This window comes from Pantoea sp. B65 (assembly GCF_047308185.1).
GTDB lineage: Bacteria > Pseudomonadota > Gammaproteobacteria > Enterobacterales > Enterobacteriaceae > Erwinia.
In genome coordinates, this window is the sequence record NZ_JAHXPU010000008.1 from 1 (window position 1) to 20,214 (window position 20,214).

19 protein-coding genes and 1 pseudogene are annotated in these 20,214 nt (G+C 55.7%); 3 read left to right on the forward strand and 17 right to left on the reverse strand.

All coding sequences use genetic code 11. The annotated features are described in order from the left end of the window. Positions 1-303, forward strand: a pseudogene (locus JWF83_RS00405) (transposase); the annotation flags it as partial. A 128-nt stretch (positions 304-431) separates the two neighbouring features. Here JWF83_RS00405 and JWF83_RS00410 read toward each other — a convergent pair. After that, a complete protein-coding gene (locus JWF83_RS00410) occupies positions 432-1,535 on the reverse strand; it encodes an amidohydrolase (RefSeq protein ID WP_413647928.1) in 1,104 nt (367 codons plus the stop codon). Positions 1,536-1,985: 450 nt separating this feature from the next. Here JWF83_RS00410 and ftnA point away from each other — a divergent pair, with 450 nt between their 5' ends. Continuing rightward, positions 1,986-2,498, forward strand: a complete 513-nt coding sequence (gene ftnA / locus JWF83_RS00415; protein ID WP_413647929.1) for a non-heme ferritin — start codon at positions 1,986-1,988, stop codon at positions 2,496-2,498. A gap of 33 nt (positions 2,499-2,531) precedes the next feature. On the opposite strand, the gene JWF83_RS00420 is transcribed toward ftnA, so the two are convergent. After that, a complete protein-coding gene (locus tag JWF83_RS00420; RefSeq protein WP_413647930.1) occupies positions 2,532-4,994 on the reverse strand; it encodes an EAL domain-containing protein in 2,463 nt (820 codons plus the stop codon). Between the two features lie 261 nt (positions 4,995-5,255). On the opposite strand from JWF83_RS00420, the gene JWF83_RS00425 reads away from it, so the two are divergent. Next, positions 5,256-6,206: a LysR family transcriptional regulator gene (locus tag JWF83_RS00425; protein WP_413647931.1), complete on the forward strand. Its 951-nt coding sequence runs from the start codon at positions 5,256-5,258 to the stop codon at positions 6,204-6,206. Here the strand turns inward: JWF83_RS00425 and mdcH are convergent. The 15 genes from mdcH to motA form a co-directional block, all read right to left on the reverse strand. Next, entirely contained in the window at positions 6,172-7,074 is a 903-nt protein-coding gene (gene mdcH, locus JWF83_RS00430) for a malonate decarboxylase subunit epsilon (protein ID WP_413647932.1), read from the reverse strand. The genes JWF83_RS00425 and mdcH overlap by 35 nt on opposite strands. After that, a complete protein-coding gene (locus tag JWF83_RS00435; RefSeq protein ID WP_413647933.1) occupies positions 7,071-7,682 on the reverse strand; it encodes a malonate decarboxylase holo-ACP synthase in 612 nt (203 codons plus the stop codon). The genes mdcH and JWF83_RS00435 overlap by 4 nt, the downstream gene beginning before the upstream one ends. Before the next feature lie 4 nt (positions 7,683-7,686). Next, positions 7,687-8,646 (reverse strand): AEC family transporter, encoded by a 960-nt coding sequence (locus tag JWF83_RS00440; protein WP_413647934.1) that lies wholly within the window; start codon positions 8,644-8,646, stop codon positions 7,687-7,689. Positions 8,647-8,777: 131 nt separating this feature from the next. Continuing rightward, positions 8,778-9,581 carry a biotin-independent malonate decarboxylase subunit gamma gene (mdcE, locus tag JWF83_RS00445; protein ID WP_413647935.1) on the reverse strand — a complete coding sequence of 268 codons (804 nt, stop codon included), beginning with the start codon at positions 9,579-9,581 and terminating at the stop codon, positions 8,778-8,780. After that, a complete protein-coding gene (locus JWF83_RS00450) occupies positions 9,578-10,414 on the reverse strand; it encodes a biotin-independent malonate decarboxylase subunit beta (RefSeq protein ID WP_413647936.1) in 837 nt (278 codons plus the stop codon). Before JWF83_RS00450 ends, mdcE begins: the two co-directional genes overlap by 4 nt. Further along, positions 10,407-10,706: a malonate decarboxylase acyl carrier protein gene (gene mdcC / locus JWF83_RS00455; protein ID WP_413647937.1), complete on the reverse strand. Its 300-nt coding sequence runs from the start codon at positions 10,704-10,706 to the stop codon at positions 10,407-10,409. Before mdcC ends, JWF83_RS00450 begins: the two co-directional genes overlap by 8 nt. Positions 10,707-10,723: 17 nt before the next feature. Continuing rightward, the gene (locus JWF83_RS00460) at positions 10,724-11,578 is read right to left on the reverse strand and encodes a triphosphoribosyl-dephospho-CoA synthase (protein ID WP_413647938.1); all 855 of its coding nucleotides are present in this window, start codon (positions 11,576-11,578) and stop codon (positions 10,724-10,726) included. Then, complete coding sequence (mdcA, locus tag JWF83_RS00465) at positions 11,578-13,233, reverse strand: malonate decarboxylase subunit alpha (protein WP_413647939.1); 1,656 nt, start codon at positions 13,231-13,233, stop codon at positions 11,578-11,580. The genes JWF83_RS00460 and mdcA overlap by 1 nt, the downstream gene beginning before the upstream one ends. 237 nt (positions 13,234-13,470) lie before the next feature. Then, positions 13,471-14,175, reverse strand: a complete 705-nt coding sequence (locus JWF83_RS00470; RefSeq protein ID WP_413647940.1) for a peptidase — start codon at positions 14,173-14,175, stop codon at positions 13,471-13,473. Between the two features lie 23 nt (positions 14,176-14,198). Beyond that, positions 14,199-14,996 carry a transglutaminase family protein gene (locus JWF83_RS00475; protein ID WP_413647941.1) on the reverse strand — a complete coding sequence of 266 codons (798 nt, stop codon included), beginning with the start codon at positions 14,994-14,996 and terminating at the stop codon, positions 14,199-14,201. Further along, complete coding sequence (locus JWF83_RS00480) at positions 14,993-15,922, reverse strand: alpha-E domain-containing protein (protein ID WP_413647942.1); 930 nt, start codon at positions 15,920-15,922, stop codon at positions 14,993-14,995. The genes JWF83_RS00475 and JWF83_RS00480 overlap by 4 nt, the downstream gene beginning before the upstream one ends. Continuing rightward, positions 15,916-17,355 (reverse strand): circularly permuted type 2 ATP-grasp protein, encoded by a 1,440-nt coding sequence (locus tag JWF83_RS00485; protein WP_413647943.1) that lies wholly within the window; start codon positions 17,353-17,355, stop codon positions 15,916-15,918. The genes JWF83_RS00480 and JWF83_RS00485 overlap by 7 nt, the downstream gene beginning before the upstream one ends. A 244-nt stretch (positions 17,356-17,599) precedes the next feature. After that, a complete protein-coding gene (locus JWF83_RS00490) occupies positions 17,600-18,202 on the reverse strand; it encodes a cupin domain-containing protein (RefSeq protein ID WP_413647944.1) in 603 nt (200 codons plus the stop codon). Positions 18,203-18,400: 198 nt separating this feature from the next. Further along, on the reverse strand, positions 18,401-19,339 hold the full coding sequence (lafU, locus tag JWF83_RS00495; RefSeq protein ID WP_413647945.1) for a putative lateral flagellar export/assembly protein LafU: 939 nt from the start codon (positions 19,337-19,339) through the stop codon (positions 18,401-18,403). Next, the gene (motA, locus tag JWF83_RS00500) at positions 19,336-20,202 is read right to left on the reverse strand and encodes a flagellar motor stator protein MotA (protein WP_413647946.1); all 867 of its coding nucleotides are present in this window, start codon (positions 20,200-20,202) and stop codon (positions 19,336-19,338) included. The genes lafU and motA overlap by 4 nt, the downstream gene beginning before the upstream one ends. Between the last annotated feature and the right edge of the window lie 12 nt (positions 20,203-20,214).

Here is a 20,214-nt window from a genome sequence, read left to right on the forward strand (position 1 = left end):
CATGAGAGGCCACATGAGGCGCATGGCGGGCAACCGCCCTCATCGGTATGGGTCCCTTCATTACGAATCTGGGACGGAAAAGTGCCGGATGTGGAGTATCCGGAAAGCTCAGCGCTCTGTCTGGTGTCACCGAAGGGGGCGATAAAAATCGGTGGAGGGCTGTTCCTGAGCGAAGCGCTACAGGGGGAGTACGTAAGGGTTCTGGAGGTGGATGACGGACTGGACGCGATCCTGTTCGACCGGATGATACTTGCTTACTACGACAGAGTTGAGCAGAGTATCATCCGGATCGACCCGACCTAAATGTGTTACCCATGTGGCCGGTCAGATCTGTAACCCATGTGGCGGTTGTACATTTATGCCGCCCGCACCGATGACTGGCAACGACCGTGATGACGGCATATATGCCGCCCATGCCCCTTCCTTAACCTTTAACCCAGCACCTTGCCAACACAGGTTTTGAAAATCTTCACGCCGGTCTCCAGCGAGCTAAGATCAAAACGCATTTCAGGATGATGCAGCCCCGGCGTCAGATTGGTGCCAAGGCCCCAGAATCCGGTTTTCACCTGTGGCCGCTGACGCGGATAGTGGAAGAAATCTTCACTGCCCGGCGTCATTTTCGCTCCGGTTAATCCTGCCGCTCCCAGCACCTCCACAATCGACTCGCTAATCAGCGCCGTCATGTCCGGGTGAATTTCAGCCGCTGGCATCTCCTTCAGTACCACCACCTCTGCCGTCGCCCCCAGCGCGGCTACGCTGTGCTCAATCGCCAGTTTCACCTTCGCCTTCAGTTCATCCATTGGCGCATTGCTCTGACTGCGCAAATCCCAGCAGACACGCGCCTCATCCGGCACCGAGTTAGTGACGCCCGCATCACACAGAAAACGCGTGGCTTTCGCACTCCAGCTCAGGCCCGGCGCCAGATGGATGGCATTGACCGCCTGTACCGCCGCCACCGCCGCATCCAGCGCATTAACCCCGAGATGCGGTCGCGCCGCATGCGACGGCACACCTTTAATCGTCGCTTCAAGGGTGCTGCATGCCGAGTAAAGCATCGCCGGTACCGCCTCGCCTAAGCGGCACTCCTCCAGTGGACGCAGGTGAAAACCCAGCAGCATCTCAACATCATCAATCGCCCCGGCTGCGACCATCGCCAGCGCCCCGCTACCCAGCTCTTCTGCCGGCTGGAACAGGATCTTCAGCCGCCCTTTTTTCACTATGCCCTGCTGAATAATCTCCTCTGCCGCCGTCAGCACCACCGACGAGTGGGCATCATGACCGCAGGTATGGCGTGCGCAGGCCACTCCGTCAATCACATGGCCCAGGGCATCCATATCGGCACGCAGCGCCAGCACCGGGCCGGGAATGCCGCTATCCAGTTCCGCCACTATGCCGGTGGTATGATTAATATTGCGGCTAACCTTAAATCCCGCCTGCTCCAGCGCCGCAGCGAGGTAAGCGGAAGTTTTAAATTCCTGAAAACCCAGCTCCGGAATTTCATGTAAGTAGTGGTAATGCGCTAACACGTTCGACACGTCGGCTATCTCCTGATGAGGTAAGAAGTGATGCGCCAGGCCTCACTGATCAACATGATGATATTAAGCATATTTTATGCCAGATATGCCAGAACCATGACCGCCATTTATTCTCATTAATGCCATAAAAATGGCTGATAATAGAAATACATTTAGCGAGAAAATAACCCGGATATTTAATTTAAGCGACGAGAAATAAAAACCAACTTATCAGGAATATTATTTACCCTCAGAATAATACTGCCCTTCTCCGCCAACTGCGGAACACGCAGCGAAATCCTGGTAAAAATGAGAATCAATAGCATTCAGGAAGTGAAGTAATTCTATTTAAAAACAACATGATATATTTTCCTTTTTTTCACTAAAAATATATCCCTTTGCTATCTCCTGATGCATAATTCATAACTTAATCGCAAAAAATAATTAACCTGTATAATTGATGGAGCTGCTATGCTGACTAATGAAATGACCGCGCGGCTGAATGATCAGCTGAACCTGGAGTTCTACTCAGCCAATCTTTATCTGCAGATGAGCGCATGGTGTGGCGATAAAGGTTTTGAAGGCGCGGCATCGTTCCTGAAAGAACACTCCCGTGAAGAGATGCAGCATATGCAGCGTCTGTTTGACTATCTGGCTGATACCGGCGCCATGCCAGTATTGGGTACCATCAGCGCACCACCGGTATCCTTTAACTCGCTGCGTGAAGTGCTGGAACAGGCCTATGAGCATGAGAAGTTGATCACCGGCAAAATCAACGAGCTGGCGCATTTCTCCATCACCTCGCAGGATTACTCAACGTTCAACTTCCTGCAGTGGTACGTTGCTGAACAGCATGAAGAAGAGAAGCTGTTTAAATCCGTACTGGATAAACTGGCGTTGCTGGGCAATAGCGGCGAAGGTCTGTTCTTTATTGATAAAGACCTGGCGAAAATGGGTGGCGAAAATAACGGCCCTGCCTCCTGATAGCGGCTGGCCGGGTTCGCCCGGCCCCCGTTACTACAAGTCGCGCAGACGTGACTCCGCTGGCTGTGGGCGACCAAATAAAAAGCCCTGAAATAGCGTGCAACCTTCAGCCTTCAGCTTTTCAAACTGAGCGATACTCTCCACCCCTTCGGCAGTAATCTGAATATCCAGGCTACGACTCATACCGGTAATGGCGCGTATAATCGCCAGCGCTTCGCGACTCTCATGCATATCGTTAATAAAGGACTTATCAATTTTGATCTTGTCGAACGGGAACGAACGCAGATAGCTTAGCGATGAGTAACCGGTACCAAAATCATCCAGCGCAATCATCACGCCCAGCGCTTTCAGTTGCTGCAGAACGCGTAAATTACTCATGGTGCCATCAAGCAGTACCGACTCGGTGATCTCCACCTCCAGACGATGCGGCTCCAGTCCGGACTCCTTTAGCGCGCCCTCCACCACCGAGATCAACTCGCTGTTTTTAAACTGCAGCGGCGAAAGGTTGACCGAAACCGTTTGCTTATCCGGCCATTTCATCGCTTCGCGACAGGCCTCATACAGGGCAAAAGCCCCGAGGCTGTGAATTAAGCCGGTCTCTTCCGCGATAGGAATAAAATCATCCGGCATAATTAAACCCTGCACCGGATGCTGCCAGCGCATCAGCGCCTCATAGCCCATAATATCGCTTTGTTCGGCGTTGGTGATCGGCTGATAATAGAGCTTCAGCTGACCGCTGGTAATCGCTTCGCGTAAATCGTTTTCCACAATACGTCGGTGACGCGCCAGATTATCCATCGCCAGGGTAAAGTTCTCAAAGCGATTGCGCCCGTTGCGTTTTGCCTCATACAACGCCATATCGGCGCAGCGCAGTAAGTGATCCGGCGTTGACAGATCGGCGCTGGCCAGCGCAATACCAATACTCAGCCCGACGGTTAAATTATGCCCTTCGATATTAACTACCGGTCGCACCACGTCGATCAGTCGACTGGCCACCGCTTCTGCTTCCGCCTGCTGCGTCAGGCCGGGTAACACAATAGCAAACTCATCGCCGCCAAGACGTGCCAGCGTATCCTCATCACGCAATACGCCGCGCAGACGTTTCGCGATCGCCCGCAGCAACTCGTCGCCAATCTGATGTCCCAGCGCGTCATTAACGTTTTTAAAGTGATCCAGATCGAGACACAGGGTGGCAGTCAGTTTGTGGTGGTGAGCATCGTGACGCAGCGCCTCATTCAGGCGCTGACTGAACAGGACGCGGTTTGGCAGGCCGGTGAGATTATCATGGTGCGCCATATGGCGAATGCGCGCATCCGCTTCACGCTGATCGGTGACATCGTCTGCTATCAGTAACACGTAATGGGTGCGGGCATTGGCGCCACGCGCCATTACCGCCCGGGTGTGCAATACCCGTTCGCCGCTGGCGGTAGTGAGTTGCTGCTCGCTTTTATGCACACCTTCACTGCGCAGCGCCTCATCTGACAGACGATTAAAATAGTCACTTAATTCAGAGGTCATGCACTCATGCGGTTTTTTACCCTGCATACGTGTTTTTGAACTGCCCAGCAGTAGTTCGGCTTTCTGATTAACCAGCAGGATCTCGCGCGAAATCGCATCCTCCACAATCACGCAGGAAGGAATATTGGCGATAATGGTATCGAGAAACTTCGACAATGAGTCCATCGCTGCGCCATGCGATTCGGCTAAATCACGCGCGCGTAAAATTTGCTGTTCATACTCGCGGCGCTCGGTAACATCACGGGTGATTTTGGCATAACCAAGCAATTTTCGGTTTCCATCATAAATAGTATCAATCATTACATGGGCCCAGAAGGCGCTGCCATCTTTACGATAGCGCCAGCCTTCATCTTCAAAGTGTCCATTTCTCAGTGCCATCGACAGGTTATGTTCCGGCACTTTGTTCTGACGGTCTTGCGCGCTGTAAAATACCGAAAAGTAGCGGCCAACGATTTCATCGCTTTTATACCCTTTGGCCCGCTGCGCACCGATATTCCAGTTCACCACCCGCCCCTGCGGATCCAACATATAAATGGCATAGTCAGTCACGCCTTCAACCAACAGGCGAAACTTCTGTTCCTGCTCCATCTGCTCGCGCAACTTGCGCTGCTGTTCGGTGCAGTCACGGGTAATTTTGGCATAGCCAATCAGTTTGCCGTTGTCATCGTAAATCGCCTCAATCACCACATTCGCCCAGAATGTGCTGCCATCTTTGCGATAACGCCAGCCATGATCTTCAAAACGTCCGGTCCGGAATGCCTGTTGCAGGTTCTTCTCCGGGATATAGGCCATTCGTTCCTGCATGCTATAAAACATCGAGAAATGCTTACCGATTATCTCTTCGGCCAGATAGCCTTTGGCGCGCTGTGCCCCGGTATTCCAGCTGGCGATAGTGCCGTCGGGTTTCAGCATATAAATGGCGTAGTCAGCAACGCTCTGCACCAGCAGTCGGTACATCAAATCAGAGTTTTCATTCATTATTTTTTTACCTGGTTCTGACCTGGTTGACCGCAACCAGAAACGGACGGCGATGATAACCATTCTGTCAATCAGCTATGAGCTGAAAATGTCGTAAGCGATAAGTGACTATCACATGGCATACGCAATTTATGTAAGAATTTATCGGCAACGCCGAAAAAACATTCACTGCTTTTTCATGCGGCAAAGCTGGCGACCTGCGCCAGCGGACGATGCATGCGGGTTATTTACAGCGCGGGGATTTCGGCTTAAGGTCAGCAGATGAAAATTGATGCTGATATCACCTTCCGTAAGCTGGAAATCTTTATGGCGTTTATGGCCAACGGCAATATAGCCCGCACCGCCGAAGCACTGGGCCTGAGCAGTGTCAGCGTACATCGCGCGCTGCATACGCTGGAAGAGAGCGTGCGCTGTCCGTTGTTTATCCATAAAGGACGCAACCTGCTGCCATTGCCGGCGGCGCAAACTCTGCTGGAGCACAGTCTCGATGCGGTGGAAGTGATGGCGCGCGGCATCGAAGAAGCGCGTAAAACCGCCGGGGTGGGCCAGGGACGGATGCGCATTGGCACCCTGTACTCGCTGACGCTGGAAACCGTCCCACGCCTGATTATGGGGATGAAGCTGCGACGCCCCGATCTGGAGCTGGAGCTGATGATGGGTTCAAATCAGATGCTACTGGATAAGCTGGAAGACGGTCAGCTGGATGCGATTTTACTGTCGGTGACCGACAGTCAGATCGATATTCATCGTCATCAGGTATTACCGCTGTTTGAGGACGATATTTTTCTCGCCGCACCGGCCAGTTCCGCACTGGATATCAGTGCCGAGGCGGATCTGCGCGACTATCGTCAGCAGAAATTTGTCTCGCTGGCGGAAGGTTTCGCCACCTATCACGGTTTTCAGGAAGCCTTTCATGTTGCCGGTTTTGAACCGGAGATTGTCATGCGCGTGAATGATATCTTTTCGATGCTGAGCCTGGTGCAGGCGGGCGTCGGCTTTACCCTGGTCCCCGGACGGATGAAAAAGGTCTATGAAAACTCGGTACAGCTAATGAAGCTGGCGGAGCCATATCAGATGCGGCAAACCATCGCCATCGTGTTTAACCGCAACCGCGAATATGACCCCAACCTGCTGGCGCTGGCCGCCGAAGGGCGCATGTACTGCCGCGACAGCGCCATCAGCGTAACGCACGCACCCGCTGCGCCAGTTTAAGCGCCAGCTCACTGCCGCTCTGCTCAAGGGCGATAGCTTCGCCGTGGGTCAGTGCCTGCCGTGTCAGGCCACTCAGTACGGCTCCCGGCGGCATCTCAATCGCCAGCCCCACATCGCGTTCGCTGGCGGCCACCATCGCCTCATGCCAGCAGACGGTATGGGCCATATTAAAGGCTAAATCCTGCGCAATCCGCTCTGGCTGCCACAACACCCGACCGCTGCTGCCGCTCAGCCAGGCATAGCGCGGGCGCTGCAGCTTCACAGTGGTAAACGCCTCGGCCAGTTTCTCCGCCGGCGCCTGCAGTAAAGCACAGTGAGACGGTACGCTGACCGCCAGCCGCTGCGCCTTCTGCGCCCCCGCCGCCAGCGCCCGCTGCGCCGTCGCCGCCATCGCCGCGTCACTGCCGGCAATCACCATCTGCTGTTCAGCATTAATATTCGCCAGCCAGCTGCTACCCAGTAGCGGTTCCAGCTGGCTCTGCGTCAGACCGGTAATCGCGGTTAGACCATAGCCCTGCGGATACGCCTGCTCCATCAGTTCGCCACGCAGTGCCACCAGCTTTACTGCGTCGCTGAACGTCAGCGCGCCGGCCACTACCGCCGCCGGGAAAGCGCCAATCGACAGACCGCTGACAAAATCCGGCGTAAGCTGTCGGGCCATTAACTGCTGCGCCCAGGCCACGCCGCAAATCAGCAGACTCAGCTGCACCGCGCGGGTATGTTGTAATGCGGCGGCGCTATCCAGCCGGCGCGCGTCTTCGCCGAGAATGTCACTGGCCTGTTCGAGTAAACTGTCGCCCTGCGGCAGATTTTGCAACATGCCGGGATGCTGCGCTCCTTGTCCCGGAAAGGTAAATAATACTTTCATTCTGCCTCCTGCCAGGGATGGCGGGTAACGCGCGGACCCTGACTGGTTTTCAGCATCACCCGGCCATCGCGCAACCATTCATTAAGGGCAAAAGCGCCATATGGCGTTTCTACCTGGCTGTCGGCACGGCATGGTAACCCGGCGACCATCCGACTCCAGCGCATCATCTCCTCCTCCGCCAGCGGCTGCGCTGCGCGGATCAGTAAATCCAGATCGCTGTCGCCGTGGATCACCGGAACTTCGGTGGCCAGCGCATAGCCACAACTGCCGGTAATGCCCCACTGCCATGGCCAGGGTTGCTGCGCCAGTAACATCGCCGCCTGTAGCGGCGGCTGTGAGACAAACGGCGAACGCAGTAGCGTAGCAGTGTCAGCCAGCGCTTCCGGCGTCAGCAGGCGGCGGATGACATCAGGCGCCACCCATGCCGCCGCCCGCTGGTCGCGACGCATACCCCGCACGCCAACGGCAATCAGCCCCTGTGGATGCGTATCACGCCGCACCACCAGCGGCAGCGATATACGCCACTGGCTGCTGACCCAGGCAGGCAGATCGCCCTGCAGGGCGTTAACATCATTCAGCCAGATCAGGTCATGCGGGCGTGGCGACATCGGTTCAGATTCCTGCAGTCAGTGAAATAAACAGTGGCAGTGTGACGATACACAGCACCGAGCTAATCAGCAACGTGGCTTCGGCATCCGGTGATTCAACACCAAAGCGGTTACCAAATACCACCCCAAAGAAACCGGCTGACAGCGCGATCATCAGGATCGCGGTGATCGCCAGCGAACCGTGCAGCCCAAGCATTAGCACCAGCGCCCAGGCAATAAACGGCTGAATCAGCATGGTTGCCAGGCTACCGATAATCACCACGCGATTAATTTTCAGCTGGCGCGCTGACAGAATCACCCCGGTGAGGAACAGAGCGGCGGCAGTAGCAGCCAGACCCAGCGGTTTAATAGAGGTCAGCAACAACTCCGGCATCCGCAGACCAAAAGCCGACAGCACTACCCCCAGCAGCGGCCCCCAGACAATCGGTTTCGTTACCGAGCGCCACATCAATACCGGCAACATCGCCAGCGACGAACCGGCATGACTTCCGGCTTTTAACGCTTTCTCACGTTCGAGGATCAGCAGGCAGAATGGCGTCATCAACACCGAACCACAGGCAATCGACACCGCCACAGAGAGTGAAGTCGCCGATCCCTCTCCCAGTACGCTGCTGAGGATCGGTAAACCCAGCGCGGCATAGTTCGGTAACGCTACCGTCAGGGTCAGCACCGCCGCATCCTGCGGGGTTTTATTAAAGACCCGGGTGCAGAGCAGATAGATGGCGCCATAAGTGATCCACATCGCCAGCGTCAGTACCACCACCAGCGGCCACTGCTGCACAATCCCGCTCCACGGCGTCTGCACCGTAGCGGCGAATAGCGCCGCCGGTAAGGCAAAATCCATCACAAAAATATTCAGTAGTGAGACGTTATGGTTATCCACCATTTTCGCCTTACCGGCATAAAAACCTAACAGCATAATAATAAAGATTGGAGCAAGGGCATGAACGATAACGTAAGTCATAAAACCACCTGTTAACAATGAGTTATAATTAAGCACAGGCGCGATGTTGTTAGTATTTTTCACAGGGGCGTCCGTGACGGGCATCTGACGATGCCCGTCCGGCGTTCACCTGGCAGGTTTGTCTCAGGGTTTTACCAGTCGGCGCGCATCCGCTCGCGTACCAGCGCAGAACTCTGGCGATTGGCGCCGCGCAAACGGTGACGTAGCGAGCGATCGCCGGCACGCGCCTGAGTGACTGCCGCCATCAGGGTGTCGATCACCAGCTGACGATCGGCGGAGGTAGGTCGATCGGGGTGCGAAATATCCAGCAGGGCATCCAGTAAACCCAGCGTCTGATAGTTGCCGATGTCATACGCCATCGGCGGCACAGTGGCAGCCAGTTTCTCCAGCGCTTCAACGCTGCGCAAGGTAATGCGCGCCGCCGAAGCTTTACCCATCGCATGGATCATCACCTGGCGATCGTTAAACGCGATCAGCTGGTTTGCCTGATAGCCATGGGCGAGAAAAGCCCCGGACATCGCCTTGCCAACAATCAGACCAATCACCGGATGACCGGCCATGCGGGCATTAGCGTAAGCCCCGGCGGCGGCGGCCAGCGCCTGGTGAATGCCAAAGGCTTCTTCACGGCGGCCATAGGCCTGGCTGGGAACATCAATGACCGCGATAATCGCGCGTTTTTCCGCAGCGGCGGCATCGGCGGCAACCGTTTCACTGATGACTTTGGCCAGCGTCCAGCCTTCCAGCAGACCGACCTCACCGTGCGCCGCACGCGGATAATGATTATCCGCATCCGGCACTACGGCGATAAATCGCGCCGGCTGACCGCCTAAGCGGCCATCGGCAACCTGCACCGACGGGCAGAGTCCTGACAGACGTTCGCCGCCGTCGCTAAGCAGTGAAAGCCAGCGTTCACCGCGACTAATATCCTGGCTCATAAGCCCTCCTTAACGGCAAACAGCTGCTTGATCTGCTGCGCATCGGCCTGTTTGCTGGTATCGAACGCCTGCAGCAACGGCAGGTAATAGTGATAGTTATCAGAACGATGTTGCGCCGGTACCCCTTTGGCTATCGCCTGCGTCACCGCCTGTTTCACCGCCTGAATGCCATCCCCCACCAGCGCGTCGACCAGACCACTCTGATAACGAACTTCGCCGCCGGTCATGCTCCAGATAAACGGCCGGTCGCGCGAATCGTACTCATCAATCCCCGCTTCCTGTTCAATCACCTGCGGACCGTTAAGGCCCAGACGCGCCTCGCGGGTCACAATCAGATAGCTGCACAAGGCTGCGGCGATCGACATGCCGCCAAAGCAGCCAACGGTACCGGCAATCACCCCCACTACCGGGGTGTAGCGCCGCAGGTCGACAATCGCCGCATGAATATCGGCGATCGCTGCCAGTCCGAGGTTCGCTTCCTGCAGACGTACGCCGCCGGTCTCAAGACACAGCACCGCCTGAGTGGCAATCCCGTTGCGGTTATCTTCGGCGGCCAGTTCCAGCGCCGCCGCCATTTTCGCGCCGGAGACTTCACCCATACTGCCGCCCTGGAATGCCCCCTCAACGGCGATCACTACCGCCGGCTGACCATTAATGGTGCCTTTTGCCACCACCATGCCATCATCGGCTTGCGGCACGATGCCCTGCCCACGCAGCCAGGGTGAGGTGATACCGGCAAACGGGTCGAGCAACTCCCGGAAGCTGCCGTTATCCAGCAGCTGACGCGCCCGTTCACGCGCTTTCAGCTCGATAAAACTACGGTCGTCACGCATCGCTCGCCTCCTCAAATACCTGTTCGATACGGATGCGCGCCACACCCGGCGTGGCGCCAAAATCGTGAATAGTCAGCGTGCCGCCCGGCAGGCTGCTGAGGGTGATTAAGCGGTCAAACAGCGCACGCCAGCGCGCTTCACTGTTGTCTACCGAAGTGGTAATGGCGACATGCAGCGTGCTGTCAGTGTTCGCCACAAACAGCGCTTCCAGATCGCCAGAACCCACCACGCCCGCCAGCGCTTTGCCCTTCAGCGTGCGCGTGGCTGGAAACGATAAGGTGATTTGTTCCATAACGTCCTCATTGATAATTAATTTACTGTTATCCGGTCTAAAAACAGGGTGGCCGCCAGCAGATCAGCGGCACCGCCCGGTGAGGCATTGAAGCTCAGCATCTGCCCGTCGAGACGGGCCAGCGCCGCGCGGCCGTCAGGCTGCCCACAGCCGCCAGCCGCCAGCACGGCGCGTGCTCCCTGCTGCATCGCCTGTAAGCCCGCCAGCCCGGCGCGCGACAGCACGCAGGTATCGCTCAGCGAGGTCATAATCGCCATCAGCGCATCAAGCTGCGCAGCGGCTTCGCTGGCGCCGCGCTGACGGCTGCGACGCAGTTGCGGCAGCGCCAGTTGCATCACATGCGGGAAACACTGTTGCGCCTCTTCCCGCGCCCCCGGCACCCGATAGCGTTGCGTCGCCCGCAGACCTTTGCTGAACAACTTTGGCGCCGCATCGTCGGGCAGCAGCGCCAGGCGGGCAGCGCCTGCGGTAAGCCGGGTGGCGCTTGCCACACCGCCATACATCGCCGCCGCCGCCGCCAGTAAGCCCAGCGCCCAGATGGCGCCACGATGGGTATTGACCCCGTCGGTGGCCGCCATCATGCGCGCTTCACCCTCGCGTCCCAGTTTTCCCACCTGTTGACGCAGCGCAATATCCGCGCTGCGCTGCCAGCTATGCAACGCCAGTGCGTGAAACGTTGGCGTCAGGCTGTGGGCGGAACGTTCCATCAGCGCCAGGGTTAAATCCTGATGCGCCCCGTTACCGCGCGCGTCCACCAGTCCGGGCTTCGGACTAAGACGGGCTTCATCAATCAGACACCTCGTCGCCACGCCGGCTAAACGTTCGGCGCATTGCTCAGCATCAGTGGTGGAAAAACCGGGTTGTAGCCTCATTACCAGCTCCGGAATTTCGCTGGCGGGTTATACAAACCGCCTGACCACTCAACCAGATCCGCGACGCTACCGGCCGCCAGCAGCGAGCGGCTGGCTTCAGTACGGCGGATCCCCAGATCTTCCGGGAAGGCGACCTTACCTTCACGACGCAGTTGCGCAACACGTTGCGCATCGACGCCAAGACCGATATCCGTGATCCCGGCGACCGCGGCGACCATCGCACGGCGCTCTTCGGTGGATTTCGCCCGATAGAGATAGGCAATCCCCTCTTCGGTCAGCACATGCGTCACGTCGTCGCCGTAAATCATCACCGGCGCCAGCGGCATACCGGCGGCTTTCGCCACCTCTACCGCATCAAGTTTTTCCACAAAGGTGGGTTTGACGCCGGCCTGGAAGGTTTCCACCATCTGCACCACCAGCTTGCGGCCGCGCACCAGCGGATCGGGCCGATCGATCATCGCCAGCCAGGCGGGGGTGGCATGACGGCGACCATGCGGATCGTGGCCCATATTCGGCGCGCCGCCGAAGCCGGAAAGGCGTCCACGCGTGACGGTGGAAGAGTTGGCGTCGCCATCAATCTGCAGCGTCGAGCCGATAAACATATCCACCGCGTACTGTCCGGCCAGCTGGCAAAACGCGCGGTTAGAGCGCATCGAACCATCAGCGCCGGTGAAGAACACATCCGGACGTGCGGCGATGTAATTTTCCATCCCCAGTTCACTACCGAAGCTGTGTACGCTCTCCACCCAGCCGCTTTCAATCGCCGGGATCAGCGTCGGATGCGGGTTAAGGGTCCAGTGGCGACAGATTTTGCCTTTCAGCCCCAGCTGTTCGCCGTAAGTCGGCAGCAACAGCTCAATGGCGGCGGTATTAAAGCCGATACCGTGGTTCAGCGACTGCACCTGATGCTCGGCGTAAATACCTTTAATCGCCATCATCGCCATCAGGATATGTTCCTGTTTGATCATTCGCGGGTCGCGGGTAAACAACGGTTCAATAAAGAACGGTTTATCCGCCACCACCACAAAATCCACCCAGGAGCCGGGAATATCGACGCGCGGCAGATCGCACTCGTCATCCACCAGTTCGTTTACCTGCGCAATCACCAGACCATCACGGAAAGCCGCGGCTTCCACCAGCGCCGGTGTATCTTCGGTGCTGGGGCCGGTATACAGGTTGCCTTTGCGGTCAGCCTTAAAGCCAGCCACCAGCGCGACATTGGGGATCAGATCCACATACAGACGGGCGTAGAGTTCGATATAGGTGTGAATGGCGCCGATCTCCAGCACGCCATCCTGCAACAGCTGCGAAATACGCAGGCTCTGGGTACCCGAGAAAGAGAAGTCGAGTTTGCGGGCAATTCCTTTCTCGAAGATATCGAGATGTTCGCTGCGCCCGACGCTCGGCATAATCATATGCAGATCGTGCACTTTGGCCGGATCGACTTCCGCCAGCATCCGCGAGAGAAAATCGGCCTGTTTCTGATTATTGCCTTCGAGGATCACCCGGTCGCCAGGGGCGATCAGTTTTTCCAGCAGTGCCGGTAAGTTATCACCGGGTAAAACTTTTCCCTGCAGATTGAGGGAGTCGATGCGACGTCGCTTTTCGCTGCGGCGCGTATCCCAGACACGTGAAGACGTTTGTCCAGGCAACATGGTTAACCTCCTGATTCAATTCAGTTCTGTGAATAACCTGACTGATATGAAGTGTAAGAAGTGAGCCAACTGCTATCAATAAAGCACCACGACAGAACGTTAGCCTTAGAGTAATGTTTATAAATTTATTCGGGGATTCAATGGGTTGAAAATAAGGTTTCGGCGGGAAGTCACAAAATGATGTGGAGAAATCTTTAGCAAGGGCGGAATTTATGCCGCCCTTGCCAGCAAGCTGAATTACAACTGTAATGGCGGTAACTGCGAAAAGACGCTCAGCAGTCCTTTGCTCCACAACTGACGGATTTGCGAAAAATAGGGGTGCTGGTCAGTGATATGGTACTGCTCACCATCGCTGAAGGTGTCACTGCGATAAATCATCACATCCAGCGGCAACCCGACCGAAATATTACTCGCCAGGGTGGAATCCATCGAGATCAATGCGCACTGCATCGCCTGATCAAGCGGCGTGTCATAACGCAATACGCGATCGATAATCGGCTTGCCATATTTACTTTCACCAATCTGGAAATAGGGCGTATCCACGCTGGCTTCGATAAAGTTGCCCTGCGGATAGATCTGAAACAGGCGCGGCTCTTCACCCTTAATCTGGCCGCCGAGGATCAGCGTACCGCTAAACTCTTCGCCATCGCGTTTCAGCACATCGCGCAGCATATCCCCCACCAGCAGCGCCACATCGTACATATTGCTGCAGTTCATCAGATGCGGCTTTTCCGCATCGCTACAGCCGCGACGCAGCAGGCTGAGAACACTTTGCGTGGTCGCCAGATTACCGGCACTTTGCAGCACCAGCGTTCGCTCGTCATCCTTTTGAAAAACATGGAGTTTACGGAATGAGGAGATATGGTCGACACCCGCATTGGTGCGTGAGTCGGAAACAAATATCATCCCTGATGACAGCCGCATTGCCACACAATAAGTCATAAGTGCGCTCGATAAATGGATTGCTACTGCGGGTGCACCTTTTGCACTGCAGCCATTGCCAGCATATCTTCACCACCGCCGCCAAGACGCATGCCACGCACCGGGCAGGCATCAAGATAGTCGACGCCCACCGCCAGTTTCAGATGCTGTCTTAAGCTGCGGGTATTATTGGTGATATCAAAGCTGTGCCAACTACCATCCAGCCAGACTTCAACCCAGGCATGAGTGGCGACGTGCTCAACATTGTCAGTATAAAGATATCCACTCACATAGCGAGCCGGGATATTTAAGCTACGACAACAGGCTAAAAACACATGGCTGTGATCCTGGCAAACCCCGGTCCCGGCGGCAAATACTTTCGCTGCGGTATCGGTCACAATTGTGCTACCTGGCTGGTATGGCATTTTTAGCAGCAGTTCCCCCATCAGGGTTTCCAGGCTCGCCAGCGGCGCATCGGCACGATAATAGCGTCGGGCAAAATCACGAATCGCGCCGTCTGGCTGGGTCAGCGGGCTGAGGCGCAGAAAGATCAGCGGTGACAGGATGCACTCCGGATCGGGCGCCATTTCAACCTCATCATAAATCTCCACCACCCCGCGCGCCTCAATTTCCAGCAGCTGATGCGGTTTATCCATGGTCAGCACGTGCAGCACATTGCCGTAGGTATCAGTGGTGCAGATGGCGTCCTCCGGCAGGATCAGCTGCCAGGAGATAATACGTTGATGTACCGAATCCTGGGGCGTCAGACGCAGATATTGCGTACTGCTTTTTACCAGACTCTCGTAGGTATAAGCGGTTTTATGTTCAATATTCAGCTTCATTTTGCCTCCAGATAGGTCAGATTAATGCTCTCGGCGAGGGTGTTAATGTCGCTGAGAAAACGGCTCAGCCAGCTGGTTAATCCCGACCGGGTCAGCGTTTCGTAACTGCTAAAGCGCATTTCCGCATGCAGCACGCTCACCAGATAGCGCGGCCGGTCGTCGCCGCTGCTGCCAATTAACCCGAGCTGATTATCAATCTCTTCTATGCAGGCACGCAGGGAACGCGGGCTTTCATTCCGCAGGATCAGCATCTCATTGACGTTTTCCGCCATCAGCTGTTGTTTAAAAATAGAGTTATAGGCTTCACGTGCCGATACCGCGCGCAGTAAGGTGTCGAGTCGGTAATATTCACGCACCGAATCGTCATGCTTCTCCAGCAGGTACTGGTTGATATTCAGCAGGCGTGCAGTGCAGTCACTACGCTCCAGCAGGGTACCAAGACGAATAAACGACATCGCATCGCCGCGCATCAACGTACCAAACATCGCGCCACGAAACAGATGAGAGCGTTCTTTCACCCAGTCAAAGAAACTGTCGGCGCCGGCATTAGTTACCCCTTTGCGGCGGATATTACGAATATCGATCCAGCTGGAGTTGATACTTTCCCACACTTCCGATGACAGGCTGCCGCGCACCGCATGGGCGTTGTTCCATGCCGACTGCAGGCAACTGAAGATGCTGCCCGGATTACGCTCATCAAGCACAAAAAATTTAAACAGCTGCGACATGGTCAGCTGATCATTCAGGGTATCAAACAACGCTTTGGTGCCGGTCAGCGTCAGCGGCACCAGCAATTCATCCTCATGGCTGCCACGAACCGGCATCAGCGACAGACGGTTCGTCACATCGAGAATACGGGCGATGTTCTCCGCGCGCTCCAGATAGCGCGCCATCCAATAGAGCCCACTGGCTGTGCGGCTTAACATGATGCATCATCCTCCAGAACCCAGGTATCCTTAGTGCCACCGCCCTGTGACGAGTTCACCACCAGTGAACCTTCACTTAACGCCACCCGGGTGAGCCCACCCGGCACCAGCCGCATTTCCGCACCGCTGAGGGCAAAAGGACGTAAATCGATATGGCGCGGCGCCAGGCCGTTATCAATAAATGTCGGACAGGTCGAGAGCGCCAGTGTGTTCTGCGCAATATAGTTTTCCGGCTTCGCCAGCAACAGCGCGCGGAAATCTTCCAGCTGCTTTTTGCTGGCGACCGGGCCGATTAACATGCCGTAGCCACCGGCGCCATGTACCTCTTTCACCACCAGCTGCGGCAGATTTGCCAGCACCCAGGAGAGATCTTGCGGACGGCGGCACTGCCAGGTCGGCACATTATTCAGTATCGGATCTTCATCGAGATAAAAGCGAATCATATCCGGCACATAAGGATAGATGGATTTATCGTCCGCTACGCCGGTGCCAATGGCATTCGCCAGCACCACGTTCCCGGCGCGATACACCGACAGCAGCCCCGGCACGCCAAGCATCGAGTCCGGGCGAAAAGCCAGCGGATCGAGGAAAGCGTCATCAACGCGGCGGTAGATCACATCCACTTTGCACGGACCTGCGGTAGTGCGCATCAGCACTGCGCCATCTTTAACAAACAGATCGGCGCTCTCCACCAGCTCAACCCCCATCTGCTGGGCCAGGAAGCTGTGCTCAAAATAGGCGCTGTTAAAACGCCCGGGGGTCAGCACCACCACCACCGGATCATTGATCGGCGTGCTTTCGCGCAGGGTTTGCAGCAGATGCGAGGGGTAGCGCTCCACCGGCGCAATACGCTGCTGGGCAAACAGCTCAGGATAGAGCCGCATCATCATTTTGCGGTTTTCCAGCATATAAGAGACGCCGGACGGGGTGCGTAGGTTATCTTCCAGTACGTAATATTCGCCATCGTTGTTACGCACCATATCGACGCCGACAATATGCGCGTAGATCTTACGGTGCAGATCGACCCCCTGCATACAGGGCTGATACTGATCGTTTACCATCACCTGTTCCGGCGGAATAATGCCCGCTTTCAGAATATGCTGTTGATGGTAGATATCATGAAGAAAGGCATTCAGCGCCTGAACGCGCTGGCAGATGCCGCGATCGAGCATTGCCCATTCGCTGGCGGGTATAATCCTCGGCACACTATCGAACGGAATCAGCCGTTCGGCGCCATCGTCGTCACCATACACATTGAAAGTGATCCCCAGGCGATGAAACAGCAGTTCGGCCTCTTCACGCTTGCGCGCAATGGCTTCCTTATCTGCCTGTTTTAACCAGTTCCAGTATTCGCGGTAATGCTGGCGATATTGGCCATCGTTCAGCAACATCTCATCATAAAAATTTGACGCCAGTTCATAGCTTTGATTCATGATTTCCCTACCGCTGTCAGTGAACCCAACTATTGTTTTGCACAAAGTGTGCCAGTCAGCTAAAAGTGTAGCCGTTACAATACGCAGCGGGTGAATTCGCAGCTGGCGAAAGGGAAGAAATGTCAGCGGTAGCGCCTGTCTGCGCAGCCGCTGCGGGGAGATAAGCTGGCGGCATCAGCCGCCCGTGGCCGGTAACCGTCTCTGAACCGGCTTGATCCTGCAATATACGGCAGCTATTGCACCATTACAGTGCGGAGCGAGCCGACTTCGCCAGTGGATGCCAGATATCGGTAACCGCACCGAAACCGCCGGTGATCGGGTCAGCGTGCGGCATCGGCACCCGTTTAATGTTCTCGATGGCCTGCGCCATTTTGCTTTTGTCATCGATCAGGGTGTCGGGCAGCATACCTTCCGGATAAGCGCCAATGGCAAAAAAATCATCACTGGCGGCAACCTGCTGATGGCCCACGCCCGCCGGGATCAGCACCGCATCACCAGCATGCAGCGTCACCATACGCCCACTCTCGCCACCAAACAGAATTTCTGCCCAACCGGCACAGATGCCCAGCAGCTCATGACTGTTGGAGTGATAGTGGCTGTACGGAAAGACCTGATCGCGCCAGTTCGGTGGCCAGCCATTATAAGTAAACATGGTGGTGAAGTAGGCGGCGATATCGTCCACATCCGGCACGGTGCTCGGATAGATAATCAGCGGTAACAGATTATTCGGGATACCATTGGAGGGAGTAGCTAACATCAGATGCTGCGGATTACCCGAGGCACCGGCAGCAAAAGTCCCTGTCGAAAATGACATCAGCAGCAGCAGATTACTCGTAGATGGGAACATATGACTTCTCCCGTTAAAATAAAAGTCGATATATTCAGTGTGGCAGTAAATAACAGAGGTGCAACAAAAATCATAGTCTTCCCGGTCACAAAATCACTTAATTTTTATTCACTTAAGCTAAATTGCGCCGGGCAGGCAAAAAAAACGCTGGCGAAGTCCACCGGCAGCATCCCTTACCGGGTTCAGGGCCGCAGCAGACTATGGCCTGATACGTTCGGTCGCCGGTTTCACCACCCGTTCGCCGTGGTGGCCATAAAACTGATAGAGCGTATCGGCGGCAGCTTTAGTCAGCACCATAATTTCGATGCGGCGATTGCTGGCGCCCAGCGGATCTTCCGCATCAATCGGCATACGTGCCGCCATGGCGTTAACCTGAATAATACGATCGTGTTCCACGCCGCCCTTTTCCAGCGCGCGCCGCGCCGCTAATGCGCGGTCGCCCGACAGGTTCCAGTTGTTATAACTGGCATGATCGCTGTAAGGCGCAGCATCGGTATGGCCGCTGATCATGATTTGATTATCGATCCGGTTAAATACCGGCGCTAATTCCGTAATCAGACGCTGGAAATAGGGTGTCAGCTCAGCGCTGCCGCGTGGAAACATCATGCGATTGTGGTCGTCATGCAGCAGAATGCGCAGCCCGTGCGGCACCTTCTCCAGCGACAGGTTGCTCTGGGCGCTAAAATCGGCGGTGATACGCATAATCACTTCACTTAATTCCTGCAGCTCACGGTCGGAACGGGACAGCACGCTATCCAGCGCTTCCGGTCCGGTTTCTGTCGCAGCAACATGAACCGGCGCATTCGCCTCCTCCTCTGGCGGCGTCTCATCGGCGATGGCGGTTTTAATCTGCGGCGCCGCCACATCGGTGGCCATCATATCCGGCCCTTTTCCCGAATCAAAGGGAATCGGTTTATACGCTGAACCATCAAAAAAGGTAATGCCATGCAGCTGCGCAATAATCTGGTTACGCTCATCCTGCGAAACGGCGCCAATAATCCACAGCACCATAAACAACGCCATCAGCGCCAGCATAAAATCGGCAAACGCCACTTTCCATGCCCCGGTATGAACGCCGTGATGCGCTTTACGCCCGCCACGCTTCACAATAATCGTGGCATGCTTTGCCGATCTCATGACACACCTTCACTGATTTGATTGACCCAGCCATCGAGTTTGGCAAAGGTCGGTTTCATATCCAGCGGCAGCATTTTGCGCCCGGCATCGACCGCCAGCAGCGTCGGCTTACCGGCGACATGATTAATCAGTACGGTACGGATACAGACATACACCGTCATACGCCGCTTCATCGCCTGCTCCATGGCGTTCGCCGCCGGATCCATCAGGCAGTAACAGAAGAATACGCCAAGGAAAGTACCCACCAGCGCCGCCGAGACTTTCAGGCCGATCAGCGCGATCGAACCATCAATCGAGTGCAGGGTAATAATCACCCCCAGCACCGCGGCGCAGATACCAAAACCGGGCATGGCTTCGGCGGTACGCTGCAGCGAGCGCGAAGGCACCATTAGCTCCTCCTCCACCGCTTCCAGCTCCGCCTCGAGGATACTTTCCAGTTCATGGGCATTGATTTTGCCCATCGCCATCAGGCGGAAGTTATCGGAGATAAAAGTAATAAACTCTTTATCTTTCAGCAGCAGCGGATATTTCTGGAACAATGGGCTATTTTCCGGCACCTCTATATGCTCATCCAGCACTTTAAGGCCGCCATCCTGCACCAGTTCCAGCAGCTCATATAACAGCATTAGCAGTTCCTTCTGGAATTCCACCGTATGTTCGTTTTTACGAACCGCAGACTTCAGCTGTTTAATAATCCCTTTCAGTACGTGACGCGGGTTAGCAATTACCATGGCGCCCAGTCCGGCGCCCAAAATAATCACCAGCTCTCCGGGTTGCCAGAATGATGCCAGAAACCCACCCGACATTAGAAAGCCACCGACCACACTGACCAGTACAATGACAAGACCTAGTAGTTTTTGCATAATCGTATTTCA

Excerpts from the sequence above, each read along its gene's own strand:
- mdcE (WP_413647935.1), bottom strand. The coding sequence starts at position 9,581 with ATGAGCCAGGATATTAGTCGCGGTGAACGCTGGCTTTCACTGCTTAGC.
- JWF83_RS00425 (WP_413647931.1), top strand. The coding sequence starts at position 5,256 with ATGAAAATTGATGCTGATATCACCTTCCGTAAGCTGGAAATCTTTATG.
- JWF83_RS00475 (WP_413647941.1), bottom strand. The coding sequence starts at position 14,996 with ATGAAGCTGAATATTGAACATAAAACCGCTTATACCTACGAGAGTCTG.
- JWF83_RS00480 (WP_413647942.1), bottom strand. The coding sequence starts at position 15,922 with ATGTTAAGCCGCACAGCCAGTGGGCTCTATTGGATGGCGCGCTATCTG.
- JWF83_RS00440 (WP_413647934.1), bottom strand. The coding sequence starts at position 8,646 with ATGACTTACGTTATCGTTCATGCCCTTGCTCCAATCTTTATTATTATG.
- JWF83_RS00485 (WP_413647943.1), bottom strand. The coding sequence starts at position 17,355 with ATGAATCAAAGCTATGAACTGGCGTCAAATTTTTATGATGAGATGTTG.
- JWF83_RS00460 (WP_413647938.1), bottom strand. The coding sequence starts at position 11,578 with ATGAGGCTACAACCCGGTTTTTCCACCACTGATGCTGAGCAATGCGCC.
- mdcA (WP_413647939.1), bottom strand. The coding sequence starts at position 13,233 with ATGTTGCCTGGACAAACGTCTTCACGTGTCTGGGATACGCGCCGCAGC.
- ftnA (WP_413647929.1), top strand. The coding sequence starts at position 1,986 with ATGCTGACTAATGAAATGACCGCGCGGCTGAATGATCAGCTGAACCTG.
- mdcH (WP_413647932.1), bottom strand. The coding sequence starts at position 7,074 with ATGAAAGTATTATTTACCTTTCCGGGACAAGGAGCGCAGCATCCCGGC.
- JWF83_RS00450 (WP_413647936.1), bottom strand. The coding sequence starts at position 10,414 with ATGCGTGACGACCGTAGTTTTATCGAGCTGAAAGCGCGTGAACGGGCG.
- mdcC (WP_413647937.1), bottom strand. The coding sequence starts at position 10,706 with ATGGAACAAATCACCTTATCGTTTCCAGCCACGCGCACGCTGAAGGGC.
- motA (WP_413647946.1), bottom strand. The coding sequence starts at position 20,202 with ATGCAAAAACTACTAGGTCTTGTCATTGTACTGGTCAGTGTGGTCGGT.
- JWF83_RS00420 (WP_413647930.1), bottom strand. The coding sequence starts at position 4,994 with ATGAATGAAAACTCTGATTTGATGTACCGACTGCTGGTGCAGAGCGTT.
- lafU (WP_413647945.1), bottom strand. The coding sequence starts at position 19,339 with ATGAGATCGGCAAAGCATGCCACGATTATTGTGAAGCGTGGCGGGCGT.
- JWF83_RS00490 (WP_413647944.1), bottom strand. The coding sequence starts at position 18,202 with ATGTTCCCATCTACGAGTAATCTGCTGCTGCTGATGTCATTTTCGACA.
- JWF83_RS00435 (WP_413647933.1), bottom strand. The coding sequence starts at position 7,682 with ATGTCGCCACGCCCGCATGACCTGATCTGGCTGAATGATGTTAACGCC.
- JWF83_RS00470 (WP_413647940.1), bottom strand. The coding sequence starts at position 14,175 with ATGACTTATTGTGTGGCAATGCGGCTGTCATCAGGGATGATATTTGTT.